Annotated in this window: 12 protein-coding genes; 8 read left to right on the plus strand and 4 right to left on the minus strand. The window is 56.7% G+C overall.

Translation table 11 applies throughout. The annotated features are described in order from the left end of the window. Positions 1 to 2 precede the first annotated feature (2 nt). From GRI36_RS07250 to GRI36_RS07265, 4 genes are read left to right on the plus strand one after another with little or no spacing between them, the layout of a single operon-like run. Positions 3 to 1,925: a TonB-dependent receptor plug domain-containing protein gene (locus GRI36_RS07250; RefSeq protein ID WP_160597852.1), complete on the plus strand. Its 1,923-nt coding sequence runs from the start codon at positions 3 to 5 to the stop codon at positions 1,923 to 1,925. Further along, positions 1,922 to 2,737 carry an ABC transporter substrate-binding protein gene (locus GRI36_RS07255; protein ID WP_160597853.1) on the plus strand — a complete coding sequence of 272 codons (816 nt, stop codon included), beginning with the start codon at positions 1,922 to 1,924 and terminating at the stop codon, positions 2,735 to 2,737. Before GRI36_RS07250 ends, GRI36_RS07255 begins: the two co-directional genes overlap by 4 nt. 5 nt (positions 2,738 to 2,742) lie before the next feature. Next, positions 2,743 to 3,690 (plus strand): FecCD family ABC transporter permease, encoded by a 948-nt coding sequence (locus tag GRI36_RS07260; RefSeq protein WP_160599117.1) that lies wholly within the window; start codon positions 2,743 to 2,745, stop codon positions 3,688 to 3,690. After that, on the plus strand, positions 3,687 to 4,415 hold the full coding sequence (locus GRI36_RS07265; RefSeq protein ID WP_160597854.1) for an ABC transporter ATP-binding protein: 729 nt from the start codon (positions 3,687 to 3,689) through the stop codon (positions 4,413 to 4,415). The genes GRI36_RS07260 and GRI36_RS07265 overlap by 4 nt, the downstream gene beginning before the upstream one ends. 123 nt (positions 4,416 to 4,538) lie before the next feature. Here GRI36_RS07265 and GRI36_RS07270 read toward each other — a convergent pair whose 3' ends face one another. Both GRI36_RS07270 and GRI36_RS07275 read right to left on the minus strand, forming a co-directional pair. Next, a complete protein-coding gene (locus tag GRI36_RS07270; RefSeq protein WP_160597855.1) occupies positions 4,539 to 6,734 on the minus strand; it encodes a M3 family metallopeptidase in 2,196 nt (731 codons plus the stop codon). 208 nt (positions 6,735 to 6,942) lie between these two features. Continuing rightward, positions 6,943 to 8,874 (minus strand): hypothetical protein, encoded by a 1,932-nt coding sequence (locus GRI36_RS07275; protein WP_160597856.1) that lies wholly within the window; start codon positions 8,872 to 8,874, stop codon positions 6,943 to 6,945. Positions 8,875 to 9,443: 569 nt separating this feature from the next. On the opposite strand from GRI36_RS07275, the gene uvrA reads away from it, so the two are divergent. Together uvrA and GRI36_RS07285 are read left to right on the plus strand one after the other, a co-directional pair. Further along, the gene (uvrA, locus tag GRI36_RS07280; protein ID WP_160597857.1) at positions 9,444 to 12,341 is read left to right on the plus strand and encodes an excinuclease ABC subunit UvrA; all 2,898 of its coding nucleotides are present in this window, start codon (positions 9,444 to 9,446) and stop codon (positions 12,339 to 12,341) included. A gap of 281 nt (positions 12,342 to 12,622) precedes the next feature. Beyond that, positions 12,623 to 13,102, plus strand: coding sequence for a TIR domain-containing protein (locus tag GRI36_RS07285; protein ID WP_202392138.1), 480 nt, complete (start codon positions 12,623 to 12,625; stop codon positions 13,100 to 13,102). Here GRI36_RS07285 and GRI36_RS07290 read toward each other — a convergent pair. Both GRI36_RS07290 and GRI36_RS07295 read right to left on the minus strand, forming a co-directional pair. Then, a complete protein-coding gene (locus tag GRI36_RS07290; RefSeq protein WP_160597859.1) occupies positions 13,085 to 13,654 on the minus strand; it encodes an SLOG domain-containing protein in 570 nt (189 codons plus the stop codon). The genes GRI36_RS07285 and GRI36_RS07290 overlap by 18 nt on opposite strands. After that, positions 13,651 to 14,826: a toll/interleukin-1 receptor domain-containing protein gene (locus tag GRI36_RS07295; protein ID WP_160597860.1), complete on the minus strand. Its 1,176-nt coding sequence runs from the start codon at positions 14,824 to 14,826 to the stop codon at positions 13,651 to 13,653. Before GRI36_RS07295 ends, GRI36_RS07290 begins: the two co-directional genes overlap by 4 nt. 275 nt (positions 14,827 to 15,101) lie before the next feature. Between GRI36_RS07295 and GRI36_RS13725 the strand changes: the two genes are divergently transcribed. Together GRI36_RS13725 and GRI36_RS07300 are read left to right on the plus strand one after the other, a co-directional pair. Beyond that, entirely contained in the window at positions 15,102 to 16,034 is a 933-nt protein-coding gene (locus tag GRI36_RS13725; protein ID WP_202392139.1) for a hypothetical protein, read from the plus strand. A gap of 89 nt (positions 16,035 to 16,123) precedes the next feature. After that, a complete protein-coding gene (locus tag GRI36_RS07300; protein WP_160597861.1) occupies positions 16,124 to 16,324 on the plus strand; it encodes a hypothetical protein in 201 nt (66 codons plus the stop codon). The last annotated feature ends 9 nt before the right edge of the window (positions 16,325 to 16,333 follow it).

A 16,333-nucleotide genomic window follows, 5' to 3' on the forward strand; every position in this document is an offset into this window, starting at 1 on the left:
ATATGCGTAAATATCTGTTATTGTTAAGTTGTGGCCTGGCGACAGTCACGGTTCCTCTGTCAGCACAAGACACTGGTGGAGATGCCGGAGCTGATGTGTTCAGGCTCGACGATTTTCGAACGCCTGATGCCCAGATAACCGTAACCGCGACAGGAAGCCGCAGCGAAGTTGAAGACACCGGCCAAGCCGTAACTATTATTGGCCGTGATGAAATCGAGGCAGTGCAGGGCGCTGATTTAGGCCGCGTTTTAGAGCGCGCACCCGGCGTGGCGATCAGCCGCAATGGGGGCATGGGCAGCTTTACCGGCGTTCGCATCCGCGGAGCAGAGGCCGAGCAATTGCTGGTCCTGATTGACGGAGTTCGCGTTGCGGATCCTGCGGCCCCGGCGGGCGGGTTCGATTTTGGCAACCTGCTATCCGGCAATATCGACAAGATTGACCTGCTACGCGGGTCAAACAGCACAATTTGGGGCTCAGATGCGATTGGCGGAGTCTTGGCGGTCACAACACGCGACGAAACCGGCGTCCAGGCGAGCGCCGAATATGGCGCGCGAGATACGTTCTTCGGTACGGCAACTGGCGGTTTGGAAACAGACTCTGCATATCTCGGACTGTCCGCCAGCTCTATCACCACCGATGGGTTTTCCGCCGCTGAAAATGGCACCGAAGCGGACGGATTTGACCAATGGGCACTGGCGGGCCGCACCAGCCTTTATCTCTCAGACCAAATCACCCTGTTCGCTCGCGGGCGCTATGCTGAGGGAACGCTTGATACAGACGGGTTCGCAAATGCTGCGCCATTCGGCTTGATCGACACAGCTGAATTTCAGGAGGCGGTACAATATTCTGCATCGGCGGGCGCGGCTTATGACAATGGCCCACTATATTTGACGGCCGCCTATTCCTTTGCCGATACCGAACGGATGAATTTCAACCCGGCATTCGGTGCCGGGCCTGGTTTTGTTGCAGATGGACATTCGGACCGCGCCGAATTTCGCGGAGAATGGCGAGCGATCGGACCGCTGATCGTCAATTTTGGCGCTGAGAGCGAATGGACTCGGTTCGAAACCAATTTTGATGCGCCGCAGGATACGCGCAGCAGCGGCGCCTACGCCCAGCTTGGCATAGAATTTGGCGGGCTTTCCGGCCATCTCGGCGCGCGGCATGATGACCATGCGCGGTTTGGCGGCACCACCAGCTTCGGCGCGGATATTAGCTACGAAGTTGCTGACGATGTTCGCGTCCGGGCCAGTATTGGCGAGGGTTTCAAAGCCCCCAGCCTGTTCCAGCTTTTTTCCGATTTCGGCAACGAGGCTCTGCGGCCGGAAAGCAGTGCTAGCTATGATCTCGGCATCGCGTGGAACAACCGCAACGATCTCTTTTATGCAGGCATCACCGCATTCCGCCGCGATACCGAAAGCCAGATTGAATTCGTGAGTTGCTTTGGAGTGGTTGGAGGTATTTGCACCGACCGCCAGTTCGGAACCTACGACAATGTCGGCAAAGTCCGTGCATATGGATTTGAGGCAGAATTTGGAGCGAACCCTTCAGACACTTTCGGTGTGAAGTTGGCTTATGCATTCGTCGACAGTGAAAACCGCACAATCAGCGCGGCCAATTTCGGAAATGATCTGGCGCGCAGACCCAATCACGCGCTGACCTTCGCCGCCGATTGGGAAACGCCGCTCGCCGGAATGATTGTTGGTGGTGATATTCGGATGGTCAGCGACAGTTTTGACGATGCGGGGAACTTCACCCGGCTCGATGGCTATCAGGTGATGACTCTGCGTGCCTCGATGCCGCTTGGCGATAATTTGGAACTGTTCGGCCGGATCGAGAATGTGACCGATGAGCAATATCAAACGGCAGCAGGTTATAGCACCGCAGGACGAGGGGCATTTGTCGGGGCGCGAGTGAAGATGTGATCCGCTTCGCTATCATTGCGGCGGTGTTGCTGGGGGGATGCTCTACGCCGCCCGTCGCACGTGCACCCAAAGACAGGCCGACAATCGTCAGCCTCAATCCCTGCACCGATGCGATATTGGCGGAGGTTGCTGCGCCGGGGCAATTGCTGGCGATTTCGCATTACAGCCAATCGCCGGATTCGACCTCGATGGACCTTGCCGATGCGCGAAAATATGCAGTCACCGGCGGCACTGTTGAGGAGATTATGGCGCTGCAACCCGATGTGGTTGTCGCGAGCAATTTCATCGCTCCTGCGACGAGGCAGGCCTTGCAGGCTCAAGGCATCAGACTCGAAACATATGGCATCGCTTCCACTATCGCAGACAGCGATAGGCAAATTCGCGAACTGGCCGAATTGGCAGGCGACCAAGCCGCTGGTGAGGCTCTGGTTAAGAGCATCTCTGCATCGATTGCAAATGCGCAACCAGCAGACGGATTCAAGCCGATAAGAGCCGTGTTGTGGCAGGCGGACGGGATTGTACCGGGCGCGGGAACTTTGATCAGCGAATTGATCCGCCGTGTTGGATTTACCAGCCACAGCGCGGCGCGCGGGTTCAAACAGGCGGATTATCTCAGCCTCGAACAAATGCTCACGGACCCACCGCAATTGCTGTTGCTGGCGGGGCAGGAACGTTCGCAGCGCCATCCGGCAATCGACCGGCTGGCAAGCACAAGGAAGGCGTCATTTGATAGCTCGCTGCTCTATTGCGGCGGGCCGACCATTATCCGCGCAATGGAGCGGTTGCGCGAAATCAGGGCGGGAATACAGTGAAGCATCTGAACCTCCTTCTGTTATTCTTTGTGGTGGCGGTTGCCTTGCCGCTGTCGCTCCTCGCCGGCCGTATCTGGCTTGACTTTGGACTGACTCCAAACGCGATGGTGATCCTGAGCGAGTTGCGGCTGCCGAGGGCGCTGCTCGCGATTATTGTCGGCTCAGGGCTAGGAGCCGCAGGTGCTGCCATGCAGGGATATCTACGCAATCCTTTGGCCGACCCGGGGCTGTTTGGCATCGCGCCGGGCGCGGCACTGGGCGCGGTGGCCAGTTTCTGGTTCGGCTATTCCGCGAGCGCATGGCTGTTGCCGGTATTCGCGCTTGCTGGAGCGGCTGGAGCAATGGCTCTGCTGGCGCTGATTGCCGGACGGACTGGCGGGATTGCCCTGTTCACGCTAGCCGGAATGATGATTGCCAGTCTCGCAGGTGCGATGATGAGCCTCGCCATCAGCCTCGCTCCCAACGCCTTTGCGATGAGCGAGATTGTGACATGGCTGATGGGCGCGCTGACCGACCGCGCGTGGTCCGATGTCTATCTGGCTGCGCCGCTAACTTTGGCCGGAATCGCGTGCTTCTGGATGGGGCGAAAAGACCTCGACGCGCTGGTTCTGGGAGATGCTGCGGCAAGGTCTCTGGGTATGCGGCCTGCTGTGTTGCAAGCCTGGCTTATAGCCGGTGTCGGATTGACCGTAGGCAGCGGCGTTGCAGTGGCCGGAATCATCGGCTTCGTCGGGCTAATTGTACCACATCTGGTTCGCCCGCTGACTGACCGTAAACCATCCTCTCTTATCATTCCGAGCGCCTTGGCGGGGGCTTTGCTGGTGCTGGTGGCCGATAGCGTCGTGCGGATCCTGCCGCTGGTCACAGAATTGCGGCTTGGCATCGCACTCAGCCTGATCGGCGCGCCGTTCTTTTTATGGCTTCTGCTGCGGATGAGAAGGGGGCTGGCATGATCCTGAGTGTTCACAAGCTTTCGGTTACAAGCCGGCTGCAGGATGTGTCCGCCGCTTTTGCCCCGGGCAAGATCACCGCTATTTGCGGCCCCAATGGCGCGGGTAAATCGACGCTGCTTTCGGCGCTCGCGGGGTTGCTTAAATCCGAAAGCGGCGAAGTCCGGATTGACGGAGACAGCCTAGCCAATCTGGCACCAAGGGAGCGCGCCAAGCGGATCGGCTTTCTCCCGCAAAACGGGGAGGTCGCGTGGGATGTCGCGGTGCGCAATCTGATCACGCTCGGGCGCATTCCCCATGGCGACGCGGCGCAAGCGCCGGTCGACCAAGCAATCATGGCGCTTGATCTCGCCGTTCTGCAAGACAGGCCGATATCCAAACTTTCCGGCGGTGAGCGGGGCCGGGCCTTGCTGGCACGTGTGCTTGCGGGGGAGCCGGATTGGATACTCGCTGATGAGCCGCTCGCGGCGCTCGATATTGCCCACCAACTCGCTTTGATCGGCCATCTGCGCAAAGTGGCCGATGATGGCGCCGGGGTTGTGATCGTGCTGCACGATCTTGCGCTGGCGATGAACCATGCGGATCGTGTGTTGGTGCTCGATCAAGGCAGGTTGGCTGCAAACGGGACACCGGAAGAAGCTCTGTCGGAGGCGGTCATCGCTGACGTATGGGGTGTTAAAGCGAAGTGGATTGGAGAAGAAGGGGCGAAGGCTTTGGTTTCACAATAGTTGGTTCGTCTCCGAACGGCCCAATCGCGGACATTGAACATCTGGAATTGCGCGCAACACGCGAAACAAAAAAGGCCCCGCTTCACGGTTGAGAAGCGGGGCCTTTCCTTGTTAGCGTATCGCCTATTCCGCTGCGTCGGTTAGCCCGCGCGCTTCGAGCATTGGCGTTACATCAGGTTGACGCCCGGCGAAGTTCTGGAACATCTCGAAATAATCCATCGTTCCACCGCGGCTGAGCACTGTGGCGCGGTAATGGTCGCCATTGGCACGGGTCAGGCCGCCATTATCCATGAACCATTTGCGGCTGTCACGGTCGAGCATCTCCGTCCACAGATAGGAATAATAGCCTGAACTATAGCCGGCGGGGCTGGAGAAGATGTGATTGAAGTAGGAACTGCGATAGCGCGGCGGAACCAGGCCGATTTCAAGGCCGAGTTCTTCAAGCGAATTGCGTTCAAACGCATCGACATCTGCCGGTGTCTTGATTGCTGCAGCTTGCTGCGGGCTAAGCGCGTGCCATTTCATATCGAGTAGCGCCGCCTCGACAACTTCACCGAAATCATAGCCCTGGTTGAATTTCGAAGCGCGTTCGATCTTCTCGATCAGTTCGGTCGGAATTGTCTCGCCGGTTTCGTAATGTTTGGCATAGTTTGACAGGATTTCGGGGTAAGTCGCCCAAACCTCGTTCACCTGACTTGGATATTCGACAAAGTCGCGCGCAGTGGCTGTGCCCGAAATCGACGCATATTTCTGGTCCGCGAAAAAGCCGTGCAGCGCATGGCCAAATTCGTGGAACAGCGTGTTCACATTGTCGAAGCTGACCAATTGCACTTCGCCTTCCGCAGCTTGCGGGATGTTCAGCACATTATAGATCACCGGCTTGGTTTTGTTCAGATAGCTTTGATCGACAAAATTGCTCATCCAGGCGCCGCCGCGTTTGGACGGGCGCTGGAACGGATCGAAGTAGAACACGCCAAGCTCGCTGCCATCACGGTCATAGACGGTGTAAGTGGTCACTGTCGGGTGATAGACAGGCAGGTCAGTGCGTTTCTTGAAGGTGATGCCGTAGAGCTTGGTTGCAGCATAGAACACGCCGTCTTCCAGCACTCTGTCGAGTTGGAAATATGGCTCAACTGCGCTTTCATCAAACGCGTATTTCTCCGCCTTGACCTTTTCGGCATAGCGATACCAATCCCAAGGCTTCACCTCGAAATCGCCGCCTTCGGTTGCGATTTTCTCATTCAACATACCAGCTTCGCGGCGCTGCGTTGCGGCGAGGGCAGGGACCATCTGCTCCATGAAATCGAGCGCGGTTTGCGGCTTCTTCGCCATCCGGTCGAACATGACATAGCTGGCCCAGTCAGGCTGGCCGAACAAAGCTGCCTTTTGTGCGCGCAATTGGGCGATTTCGGCGATCAGCATGCGCGTGTCGTACTCGCCCGGCTGATCGTTGCGGCTGTAGCTGAGTTTAAACAGTTTCTCACGCGTCGCCCGGTCCTCGAGCGCAGGCAGCGAGGGTTGCTGCGTGGTGTTCTGCAATGCGATGGCAAATTTGCCCGGCATATCCTTATCCGCAGCCAGTTTTGCCGCCGCGTCAATTGCACTGTCAGACAGCCCTGCGAGTTCTTCCTTGGTATTAACCACCAGTGCATTTGCCACGGTGCCTTCGCGCACGCGGTTGCTGAATTCATTGGTGACTTCGGAAAGTTTGGTGTTGATCGCTTTGACCTCGGTTTTCTGGGCTTCGGTTAGAAGCGCACCAGCTTGAACCATGCCGTCATAGGTCTCTTCGAGCAGCTTGAGGTCTTCACCCGTCAGATTGAGCGCGGCGCGCTGATCATAGATCGATTTGACCTTGCCAAACAGAACCGGATCGAGCGTGATCGCATCAGAATGCGCCGACAGCTTTGGTCCCATTTCGGCCTGAACTGCATCGAGCGTATCGTTGGTATTGGACCCGGTTAGCGCGAAGAATATTGTAGCCACGCGGGTGAGCATGGCACCTGATTGTTCCAGCGCGACAATGGTATTTTCGAAAGTCGGCGCGGCTTTGTTGGTTTTAATCTGCTCGATTTCCGCTGTATGAATTGCCATCGATTGTTCGAAGGCTGGCAGATAATCATCGTCGGAAACTTTCGTGAAGTCGGGCGCATAGAACGGCAAGTCGCTCGCTTGGGCGAAATAGCCGGTTGCCTCGGGGATCATAATTGTCTCCGTTTCAGCGATCTCGTTTGCGCTTGCGACTTCGTCGCTCATTTGGGCGTTACAGCCGACGAGCAGCGCGCTTGCAGCGGCTGCGGCCAAAAGTTGGGCTTTCATATATGCTCCCTATGCATTCGAATTATGGTCGAAGGATTGTCAGCGGGCACATTCTGTCCCGCAAGGCTTAGTGCAGTCCTTATTAGCAGAAGCCGCTTGAACAGGACATTGACCGTAAATGCAAGGATGCGGGGTGCGCAAAACTACCCGCCTTTCGCTGAATGACTTTATCTATCGACGAATGGCGGGCGCCACCGCCCGCTATAGCTTAGCGTTGCGCAGCCAAAGCGCGCAGCAGAGCGGCGAAGTCCACTCCGGTGATAGGCGCGCTTTCACCCACTTGCATATCGGTCAGTTTTTCAATCTGGAACACCGGTTCATCGGTCTCTTTGCCTTCGACAATTTTCAGAAGAAACTTCCCGCCGCCTGCTGTGAACGGGGCTTCGCTGCCCAGAATCATAGTCAGCACCTCCTTGGTAGAAGTCACCTCGTCGCCCAGCATCAATTCCTCGGTCAAAGTCACCAAGCGGCCGCCCATGTTGCTGACACGGTACCGGAAGCTCATCGGTGCGCCAAAATCGGCGACCTTGGCTTCATTGACCGGAGGCGGCCCGTCATTGGTGCTGATCGCCGCATCCATTCTCATGTTTCGCACCGCCAAAGCCGGGCTTTGATCCTTGAGCACCGTGTGATTGCCAGCGCTGTTGGTTGGCAAGCAGGTGGCGCTCCAGATGATCTTGATCTCGCCGGTTGGTTCGCGGCGCTGGTTGAGCACCTCCTCTTCTTCCCGCACTGGTAGGCACCATACAATTGCGGTGTTGACCGCGCGCTTGATTGGCGGGCCCAAAATCGTTTCGCCGCCGTAATAATTGACGAGCACTTGGCGCTGTTCAGCGGGCACCCCATAAACCGGAGTCCCTGCGGACACTGTGCGGCTGGACAGCAATGTGCGGATCTTGATGTCGGCGGTGACCACTCCGGTATAGCCATGGTCAAAGCCCATCGTCAGGAAGACATCGCCTTTACCGAATTTGGCTTCTTCCAAAGTCGCATCGCCATTGAATTTATAGGGGCGCTGGTCAAATTCCTGCGCGGTGGCGAGTTGTACATGGGTGGGGGTCATGCCAACGCTCATCGGGACGACTTTGCCATCTTCCTCCCGATAAATCTGATCGGGTTGGTACAATTCGCGAACAGTGGCCTTCGCGCCCTGCCTTTTGGAGCCGATTTCAAAACCAAGCGCGCCCAATTTTGCGGTTGTCGCGCCTTTCTCCACCGGAACAAGCGCACTCGCGAGTTCTGCCTTGTCGCAATAGGTGCCCTGGCGGCGCGGATCGATCCTCGATGGCGCGCCGATCTCGACTTCGCCTTCGAGCAGATAGGGCCGGAAATAGGGTAAGTCCCAATCCTTGCCGCATGTGTGCCACTCAGCCGTGCTGACCAGCGAGTTGGCCTTGTCCACCGTGTACGCAAGCGGAGCCGCCAGCGGCAATGGCGGCCCGACCAGATAAAGTGAATGGACCGTGCCCTTGGCATCACCCTCTGCGCCCATATAGGCATCAAAAATTCCGTCACGATCCTCGTCCACCAGACAAAGATTGATGGCAGCGGAATCTGTTTTTCTGCCGCCGATTTGAGCATCACGAGCGCAGTATAGCAAACCTGTTTGAGCATAAGTCGGTTTTGGGTCGCCGGTTGAACGCCAGCTTGCTTCTGCCAATCGCAATTCGCCAGTTTCGCCGGCTGTGGTGGCGATGGTCGTTGCCGCCTCGCTTAGTGTCGTCGTCCTCAGCCGCGCCAGCAGAGTTTTGCTCGGCATCGGGCCCTTGTGCCAAATGCTCGCATCGGGCTGGCCTCCCTGTGGCGGCAGTAAGCGGAACGGAACATCAATTCCGCGCAGGCGGTGAACCATGTCTTTGCTCTTCAACCGGTCGAGCAACAATTCGTCATTCTCGGTCAATGCCATCGGCGCGCGCTTGCGGGCCATACCCACCGGATCGGACGGAACCGAAATTGCAGAGGGGCTCTCAACCGGCGCATCGATTGCGGGGACATCTGCAATTGCTGGCCGAGCAGAACGATCTCCGCCAATTTCGATCAGATCATCATCTGCGCTGGTGCTCTGCGCAAAAGCAGGCTGTGCAATAAGCGCACATGACATTGCTGCAAAGCTGACTGCAGCCAAACCGATATTTTTCAAAGATATTCCCCAAAGACCCGTAATTGCACGATAATATGGCTAAAAACTATACATAGTGCAATTGGAATAATGAGTGCTGCGCCAAGTTTTTGCCCTCAATTTTAGGCGCTCTTGAGCCGTGCGCCAGCCGCACTTCTCTTTGGCCAATGACCGATCTCGCAATTCTTGCCGTCGAACCCGCATTTATAATCGTGCAGCTACTCAGTTGAAGAATGGACTTTCGCGCTTGGAGCATCGGGATTTTTTATGGGTACTCCCACCTCGCAGTCACTCGAAGAGGTCTGTTGCGAAGAACCTTCGTCCCAAAATTAGTGCTAGTGATCAATGTGCCACCTGTGCTCTGCATATTCACCTTCAGCACTCCATCCAAGTGAGCTTCAATGGAGTCCATACAAGGATCAAATTTTCTTAAAATGCGTGTGACACAGATCACATCACATAAAAAAGCCGTCTTGCCTCGATTTTGGCAGGTAGGATCGGGGGTGAACATTACAAGAACATTGGGATAAACCACTCGCCATAAATCCCCCCTATGGACTCTCACCCAAGCACACCCCAAATGCGCTTGCATGGCTCTTACCCAAATCTCTGTCCGCGGTGCTCGTGAGCACAATCTCAAAGGTATCGATATCGATCTGCCGCGTGATGCGTTGATCGTAATCACGGGCCTTTCCGGTTCGGGCAAATCAAGTCTGGCGTTTGATACGATCTACGCCGAGGGGCAGCGGCGTTATGTCGAGAGCCTGTCCGCCTATGCGCGCCAGTTCCTGGAGATGATGCAGAAGCCTGATGTCGAGCACATTGATGGCCTGTCTCCGGCGATTTCAATTGAGCAGAAGACTACCTCGCGCAATCCGCGCTCGACCGTTGCGACGGTAACCGAGATTTATGATTATATGCGGCTGTTATGGGCGCGGGTGGGTGTGCCCTATTCTCCCGCAACGGGCCTGCCGATCGAGGCGCAAGTTGTGTCCAACATGGTCGACCGGGTGATGGAATTGCCCGAGGGGACGCGGCTTTATCTGCTCGCGCCGGTCGTTCGCGCTCGTAAGGGTGAATACCGCAAGGAGCTGGCCGAATGGCAGAAGGCTGGCTTCACCCGCGTGCGCATCGATGGCGAGATGTACGAGATCGAGGCTGCGCCTGCGCTGGACAAGAAATTCAAGCATGACATCGAAGTTGTGGTTGACCGGCTAGCGGTGAAGGAGGGGCTGGAAAGCCGCCTTGCTGACAGTTTTGAAACCGCGCTGAAGCTGGCTGACGGGCTTGCCTATGTCGATTTGGCCGACGGGGTCGTGCCGGGGCGTGAGGAAGAAGATGCCTCTGGCGGTGCAATGAAAGGCGCTGGCCTGCCTGCAAACCGGATAGTGTTTTCGGAGCGGTTTTCGTGCCCGGTTTCCGGCTTTACGATTGAAGAAATCGAGCCGCGCTTGTTCTCGTTCAACTCGCCTCAAGGGGCGTGTTCGACTTGCGACGGTCTGGGCGAGAAGCAGCTGTTCGATCCGCAACTGGTTGTGCCTAACGAGGCGCTGAGCCTGAAGAAAGGCGCGGTGGTGCCGTGGGCCAAGTCCAACCCGCCTTCGCCTTATTACATGCAAGTGCTGGGCAGTCTGGCGAAGGCATACGAGTTTAGTCTCGACACGCCGTGGAACGAGCTGGAGCCGGACCAACAATTGATCATTCTGCATGGCACCGGCGGGATGGCTGTGCCGCTGACATTCAAGGACGGGCGCAAGACCTACACCGTGAGCAAGGCGTTTGAGGGTGTGATCGGCAACCTCAACCGCCGCCTGCGCCAGACCGAGAGCGCGTGGATGCGCGACGAGCTGGCCAAGTTTCAGACCGCGCAACCATGCGAGACTTGCAACGGTGCGCGGCTGAATGAGAAGGCGCTGGCGGTGAAGATCGCGGGCACCCATATCAGCGACCCCACGCGGATGTCGGTGTCCGATGCGAAGGCGTGGTTCCTCGCGCTGAATGACCAGCTGAATGACCAGCAGCAGCAGATCGCCAAGGCTATTTTGAAGGAGATCAACGCGCGGCTGGGGTTCCTCGACAATGTCGGGCTGGATTACCTCAATCTGGACCGGACCAGCGGGACCTTGAGCGGCGGGGAGAGCCAGCGGATACGCCTCGCCAGCCAGATCGGCAGCGGTCTGTCAGGCGTGCTCTATGTGCTCGACGAGCCAAGCATCGGCTTGCATCAGCGGGATAATGACCGGCTGCTCGAAACGCTGAAGCGGCTGCGCGATCTGGGGAATACCGTGATCGTGGTGGAACATGATGAAGATGCCATCCGGCAGGCGGATCATGTGGTCGATATCGGCCCGGGCGCGGGTATTCGCGGGGGCGAGATTGTGGCGCAGGGCACGCTGAAACAGGTGCTCAAGGCCAAGAATTCGATGACCGCCGATTATCTGACCGGCCGCCGCAAGATCGAGATCCCGGCCACCCGCCGCAAGGGTAACGGGCACAAGCTGACCGTCCACGGTGCGCGCGCCAACAATCTGCAGAACGTAACCGCCGCGATCCCGCTGGGCACGTTTACCTGCATCACCGGCGTATCGGGCAGCGGCAAATCCAGCTTCACCATCGACACGCTCTATGCCTCCGCCGCGCGCACGCTGAACGGGGCGCGGGTGATCGCGGGTGAGCATGACAAGGTCACCGGACTGGAGTTCTGCGACAAGGTGATCGAGATCGACCAGTCACCGATTGGCCGCACCCCGCGTTCCAACCCCGCGACCTATACCGGCGCGTTCACCAATATCCGGGACTGGTTCGCGGGCCTGCCCGAAAGCGGCGCGCGCGGGTACAAGCCGGGCCGGTTCAGCTTCAACGTGAAGGGTGGACGGTGCGAGAAATGCACCGGCGACGGGCTGATCAAGATCGAAATGCATTTCCTGCCCGATGTCTATGTGACGTGCGAGGAATGCGGCGGAAAACGTTATAATCGCGAGACTTTGGAAGTGAAGTTCAAGGGCCTCAGCATCGCCGATGTGCTCGACATGACGATCGAGGATGCGGAGGAGTTTTTCAAAGCCGTTCCGCCAATCCGCGACAAGATGCATATGCTGAACGAGGTCGGGCTTGGTTATGTGAAGGTCGGACAGCAGGCGACCACGCTATCCGGCGGGGAGGCGCAGCGGGTTAAACTGGCCAAGGAATTGAGCAAGCGCAGCACCGGCCAGACGCTGTATATTCTGGATGAACCAACCACCGGCCTGCATTTTGAAGATGTGCGCAAATTGCTCGAAGTCCTCCAGCGGCTGGTCGATCAGGGCAATTCGGTGGTGGTGATCGAACACAATCTGGATGTGATTAAGGTTGCCGACTGGATCGTTGATCTGGGGCCGGAAGGCGGCGTACGCGGCGGCGAAATTGTGGCGGAGGGCACTCCGGAACAGGTCGCGCAGGAACCGCGCAGCTTCACCGGCGGGTATCTGAAGGATATGCTGGCGAAGTAGCGGTGAGAACCTGTCCTGAACTTGTTTCAGGATGACGCAGGGGATGTTGGAGGATGTGGCGACGGAGACGCGGAGTTATACTAGGGGAGATTTGGCATAGATGTAGGATGGGGAGGCTGTGGCGGCTGATTCTCGCCATGACTTAGATTTATTCTTCCTATCCCCGTTTTTTTCTTAGACCGGATTGCGCTTTATTTGATTCCAAGATACCTGTAATTAACTTCTATTGATTATTTTGTATTTTGTTTTTTGTAAAAAGGTCTGGTGACATGGCGCGACGAGTGTTTTTCAGCTTCTATTATAAGGCTGACAATTGGCGGGTATCAACAGTCAAGAAGATGGGGGCGATCGAAGGTCAGCCGCTGCTTAGCTCCAATAAATGGGAGGAAGTCAAGGGCGGTGGTGACGCGGCCATCAAGAAGTGGATCAATGACGAAATGTCAGGCAAATCGTGTTTGGTGGTTCTTATCGGCGCAAGCACCGCTGGGCGCAAATGGATTGACTATGAAATTAAGAAGGCTTGGGACGATGGAAAGGGCGTCGTTGGTGTTCACATCCACGGACTAAAGAACTCGCAAGAGCAGCAAGCCGCTAAAGGCGCGAACCCATTTGCCAAATTCAAGATCGGCGACGAGGCGATGACGAAGTATGCAAAGTCTTATGATACGCCCTATACAAGCAGTAAATATGTTTATGAATATATATCTGAGAATATAGCGGAATGGGTAGAAGAGGCGATCAGATTACGAAAGGCCGCGTAATAGGCGCCTAAAAAGGGTCCGATATGTCAATTGCGTGAGCAGTTCAGGGTCAAAGTCGCCGTGCTGAAAAACTTCGAGAGCTGCCCCGCCTGTGCTAGCAACCGGATAGCATATTGCCTTTGGTTGTAGTTCTTTTATTAGATTGTACTCGTCGATCACGCCCTCCATTCCGCCGATGAAGAACGCAGCGGAAAGGGGATGGTCAGTCAGCATTTTTCGTCTCATCAAGGCGAGGCTTTCGTCTCTATCATTGCCGACCTTAGGCGTAACCACCTGCTCCACGAACGAAAAATTCTCTGAAGGGAAGCGCTCAGCAAAATAGTCTGACTGATAAAGACGAATGCGATCAGAACGAACGTTCGGATGACGCTGTAGCATCAGCGATATTAGCGGCGTTATAGCCGGATGCCCTCCGAAATGGATTACCGCGTGCTCTGCAAATGTTTGTACCAATGCTTTCACAGAATCGCGGATAGCTACGACATCAGCTGTTTCGAAATAGCTTGGGTTTCTATCGGGGAGCGGCACACTAGCAGAAAGGAAAATGTTCATTCCGCGCTCCCTTCAGACAGCCAGTTGAGAAACTGACCATTCTCAACTGTCTTGACTGGCAGGTGCTCTGCTAGCCAACTAAGATGACTACGCCAGCTATCGAGGACGCCACGCTCATCGTAGATTGCCGTCAACTCGAATCCGGCATGTTCGTCGCGTATTACGTCCAAAAAGCCATGTAGCCGAGGCGATGAGGGGACGCCAACTGTTGGGAGAATTGCAACATCACGTCCTCCTCTTCGAAGCGTCATGTATCTCTGAGGGTGCAAAGTCGCCTGCGCTCCCACTTCCAGTGCGGCGTCGGAAACGCTGTCAAACAAATCTGTGTGACGCGCTGCAATGGCTCGTGCCCTAAGGCTTTCTAACTGCAGGATAATTTTGTCAACCGTAGCAGGTTGGAGCCTGCTAAGTCTATCGGGTGCCTTCTCGATATATGCAAAGTCGCGATTTTGAAGCCTACTATACACGCTAAATGCCGAATTCGGTTCGGGCGCAATACCCGGCCATAGAAGGTGCAGTATCTGAACGCTTGTTGAGTTTGCTTGAGTTAACTCGGCAACGGTCCATTCGCTCTCGCGAAAATTTGGCGTGTCGAGCAGTATCACAACGTCACTATCTGCCATTCGATGCCACAGCTCATCCTGAAAGCTGTCAGATGGGCGAACCGATCTAGTGTCGAGAAATACGTCGAACCCATGTTCTGTAAAAACATCAGAAAGCTGTTCTGCGACGCCAGTTGAATCATCACGCTTGTAGCTTACAAAAAGGCGGCGATCTTTTCTGAGAAGATTGAGGTTTTCTAGTACCAGTGAAACCGTTTCGGCAACTTCAGTTTCGGTGCGGCACTTTTTCCCATTGATTGCGCGAAGGCCAGGTGGAACTGACATCTTGTAGAGATTCAAATCTTCGACAATTGGAATAATCGGGATTGTGTCAGCCAATAGCCTTTCAAGGGCGGGAAAAGTATCGTTTATTGCACCTTCATAGCCTAAAAATACGGCTGCAGTCGCTGCTTTTGGGTCTATCCTTAAACATTCCTCATCCTCAAGTATTGAAACGCTCGTTTTCTCGATCCCGATTTCGGCCATTCGCGCGAGTAGCCCGGTCCTGATCCTATCGCGATTATCATTCGCCGCACCGAGAATCGCAATTTGATAAGTATAGTTTGACATTTCTCGAGCATATCCGATTTCAATCTGTCCTACAGCCCCCATCTTGAATATCTGAATCGGTCCACTGTTCCTTACGGAGACCGGGCCATGAAATTTGTTTGTTTAGACCCTCAAACGCCGGGCGCGGGCCATCCGGCCCGCTTGGCTTCCTCGCATAAGCTCGGGCGGCCTTGCAGGTGGCCTTTGGCCGTCTGCGGCTTTGCCTTCGACTCCGGCCTTGCGGCTTGCTGGTCGCTCGCCGGACTTGCGCAAACCTTCAAGGTGGGAGGTGCAGCATGAACGCCCCCGCCAACGCCATCATTGAACATCCCGACTTCACCGAGGAAAACCGCCGGACAGTCTTCACGCCGCAGTTCAAATCGCGTTTCCTCGAAAGTCTATCCGAATTCGGCAATGTGCGGCTCGCGTGCAAGCGCGGCTGTGTCTCTCGCCAGACGGCCTATCGCGAGCGGCGGCGGCAGCCCGGTTTTGCGCGGATGTGGGATGCGGCGTTGCTGGCGGCGCGGACCCATGCGGAGGGGGAGCTGGCCGATCGGGCATTGCGCGGGGTGGAGGAGCCGGTGTTCTATCACGGCGAGGAGGTCGGGCGGCGGCGGCGCTATTCCGACCGGTTGTTGCTGGCGCATCTTGGCCGGCTCGACCGGATTGCGGAGCGGGAGGATATGGCGGGCGCGCTCGCCATGCTGGACGATACGATTGATGCGCTGGCGCGGGGCGAGGAGAATTTAGGGAAAAATTGGGAGGAAGTTGGGGCGGAGAAATGCGCCGGTGAGAATGATGGCCTGGACTGTGTTCCATGTGTTCCACTTGACGGGCATGGGCACGGGCACGGGCACGGGCACGGGCAAGGGCATGGGCATGGGCATGGGCATGGGCATGGGGAGGCGGTGCCGCCTTGTGCGACGTGCGGCGGGCCGTGCGACAATCGTTTGGCGGAATTGGCACCGGAGCATTGCATGTGGCTGGGCAACAGGCTCGACCGCATGGACATGGCGCGGCCTGCGGGGGCGAAGCGGCCCGGCGAGCTGGCGAAGGGCGTGGATGCGGCGGATGCGATCTCGGCGGTGCAGCTAGATGCCTTTGAATGCGGGCTGGACAGATGGTGGACAGTGGAAAGCGCGGCTGATCTGGACGCGCTGACCGAGGCGCGGCTTGAGGGCGCGGCGGTGGGTGCGGGCGGTGGTTCGGGCGGTGCGCAAGATGTGTGACCTTCGGGCAGCCGGATTTCGCATTTATCCAAGACGGGGGCTGGCGACCTTGGGCAAAGCAGGTCAAATCAAAGCTGGAGAACTACCCCATGAATGCGATGCCTGCCATGCCTTGCCCTAATTGCAGTGAGACAATCGCGCTTGATCCCAAGGCGCTGTTGGCGGGAAAGCAGATCGAATGCGGGTCATGCAATACCGCGATTGGTTTGCAGGAAAGCAGCGCAAATCTGGTTGGCGATACTCTGTCCAAGATGGACAGCGTGCGCCAGGCGATCGGGAAGGCGCGTTAGCTTGAAGGT

Origin of the sequence: Pontixanthobacter gangjinensis (assembly GCF_009827545.1) — a bacterium.
Classification (GTDB): Bacteria; Pseudomonadota; Alphaproteobacteria; order Sphingomonadales; family Sphingomonadaceae; genus Pontixanthobacter; species Pontixanthobacter gangjinensis.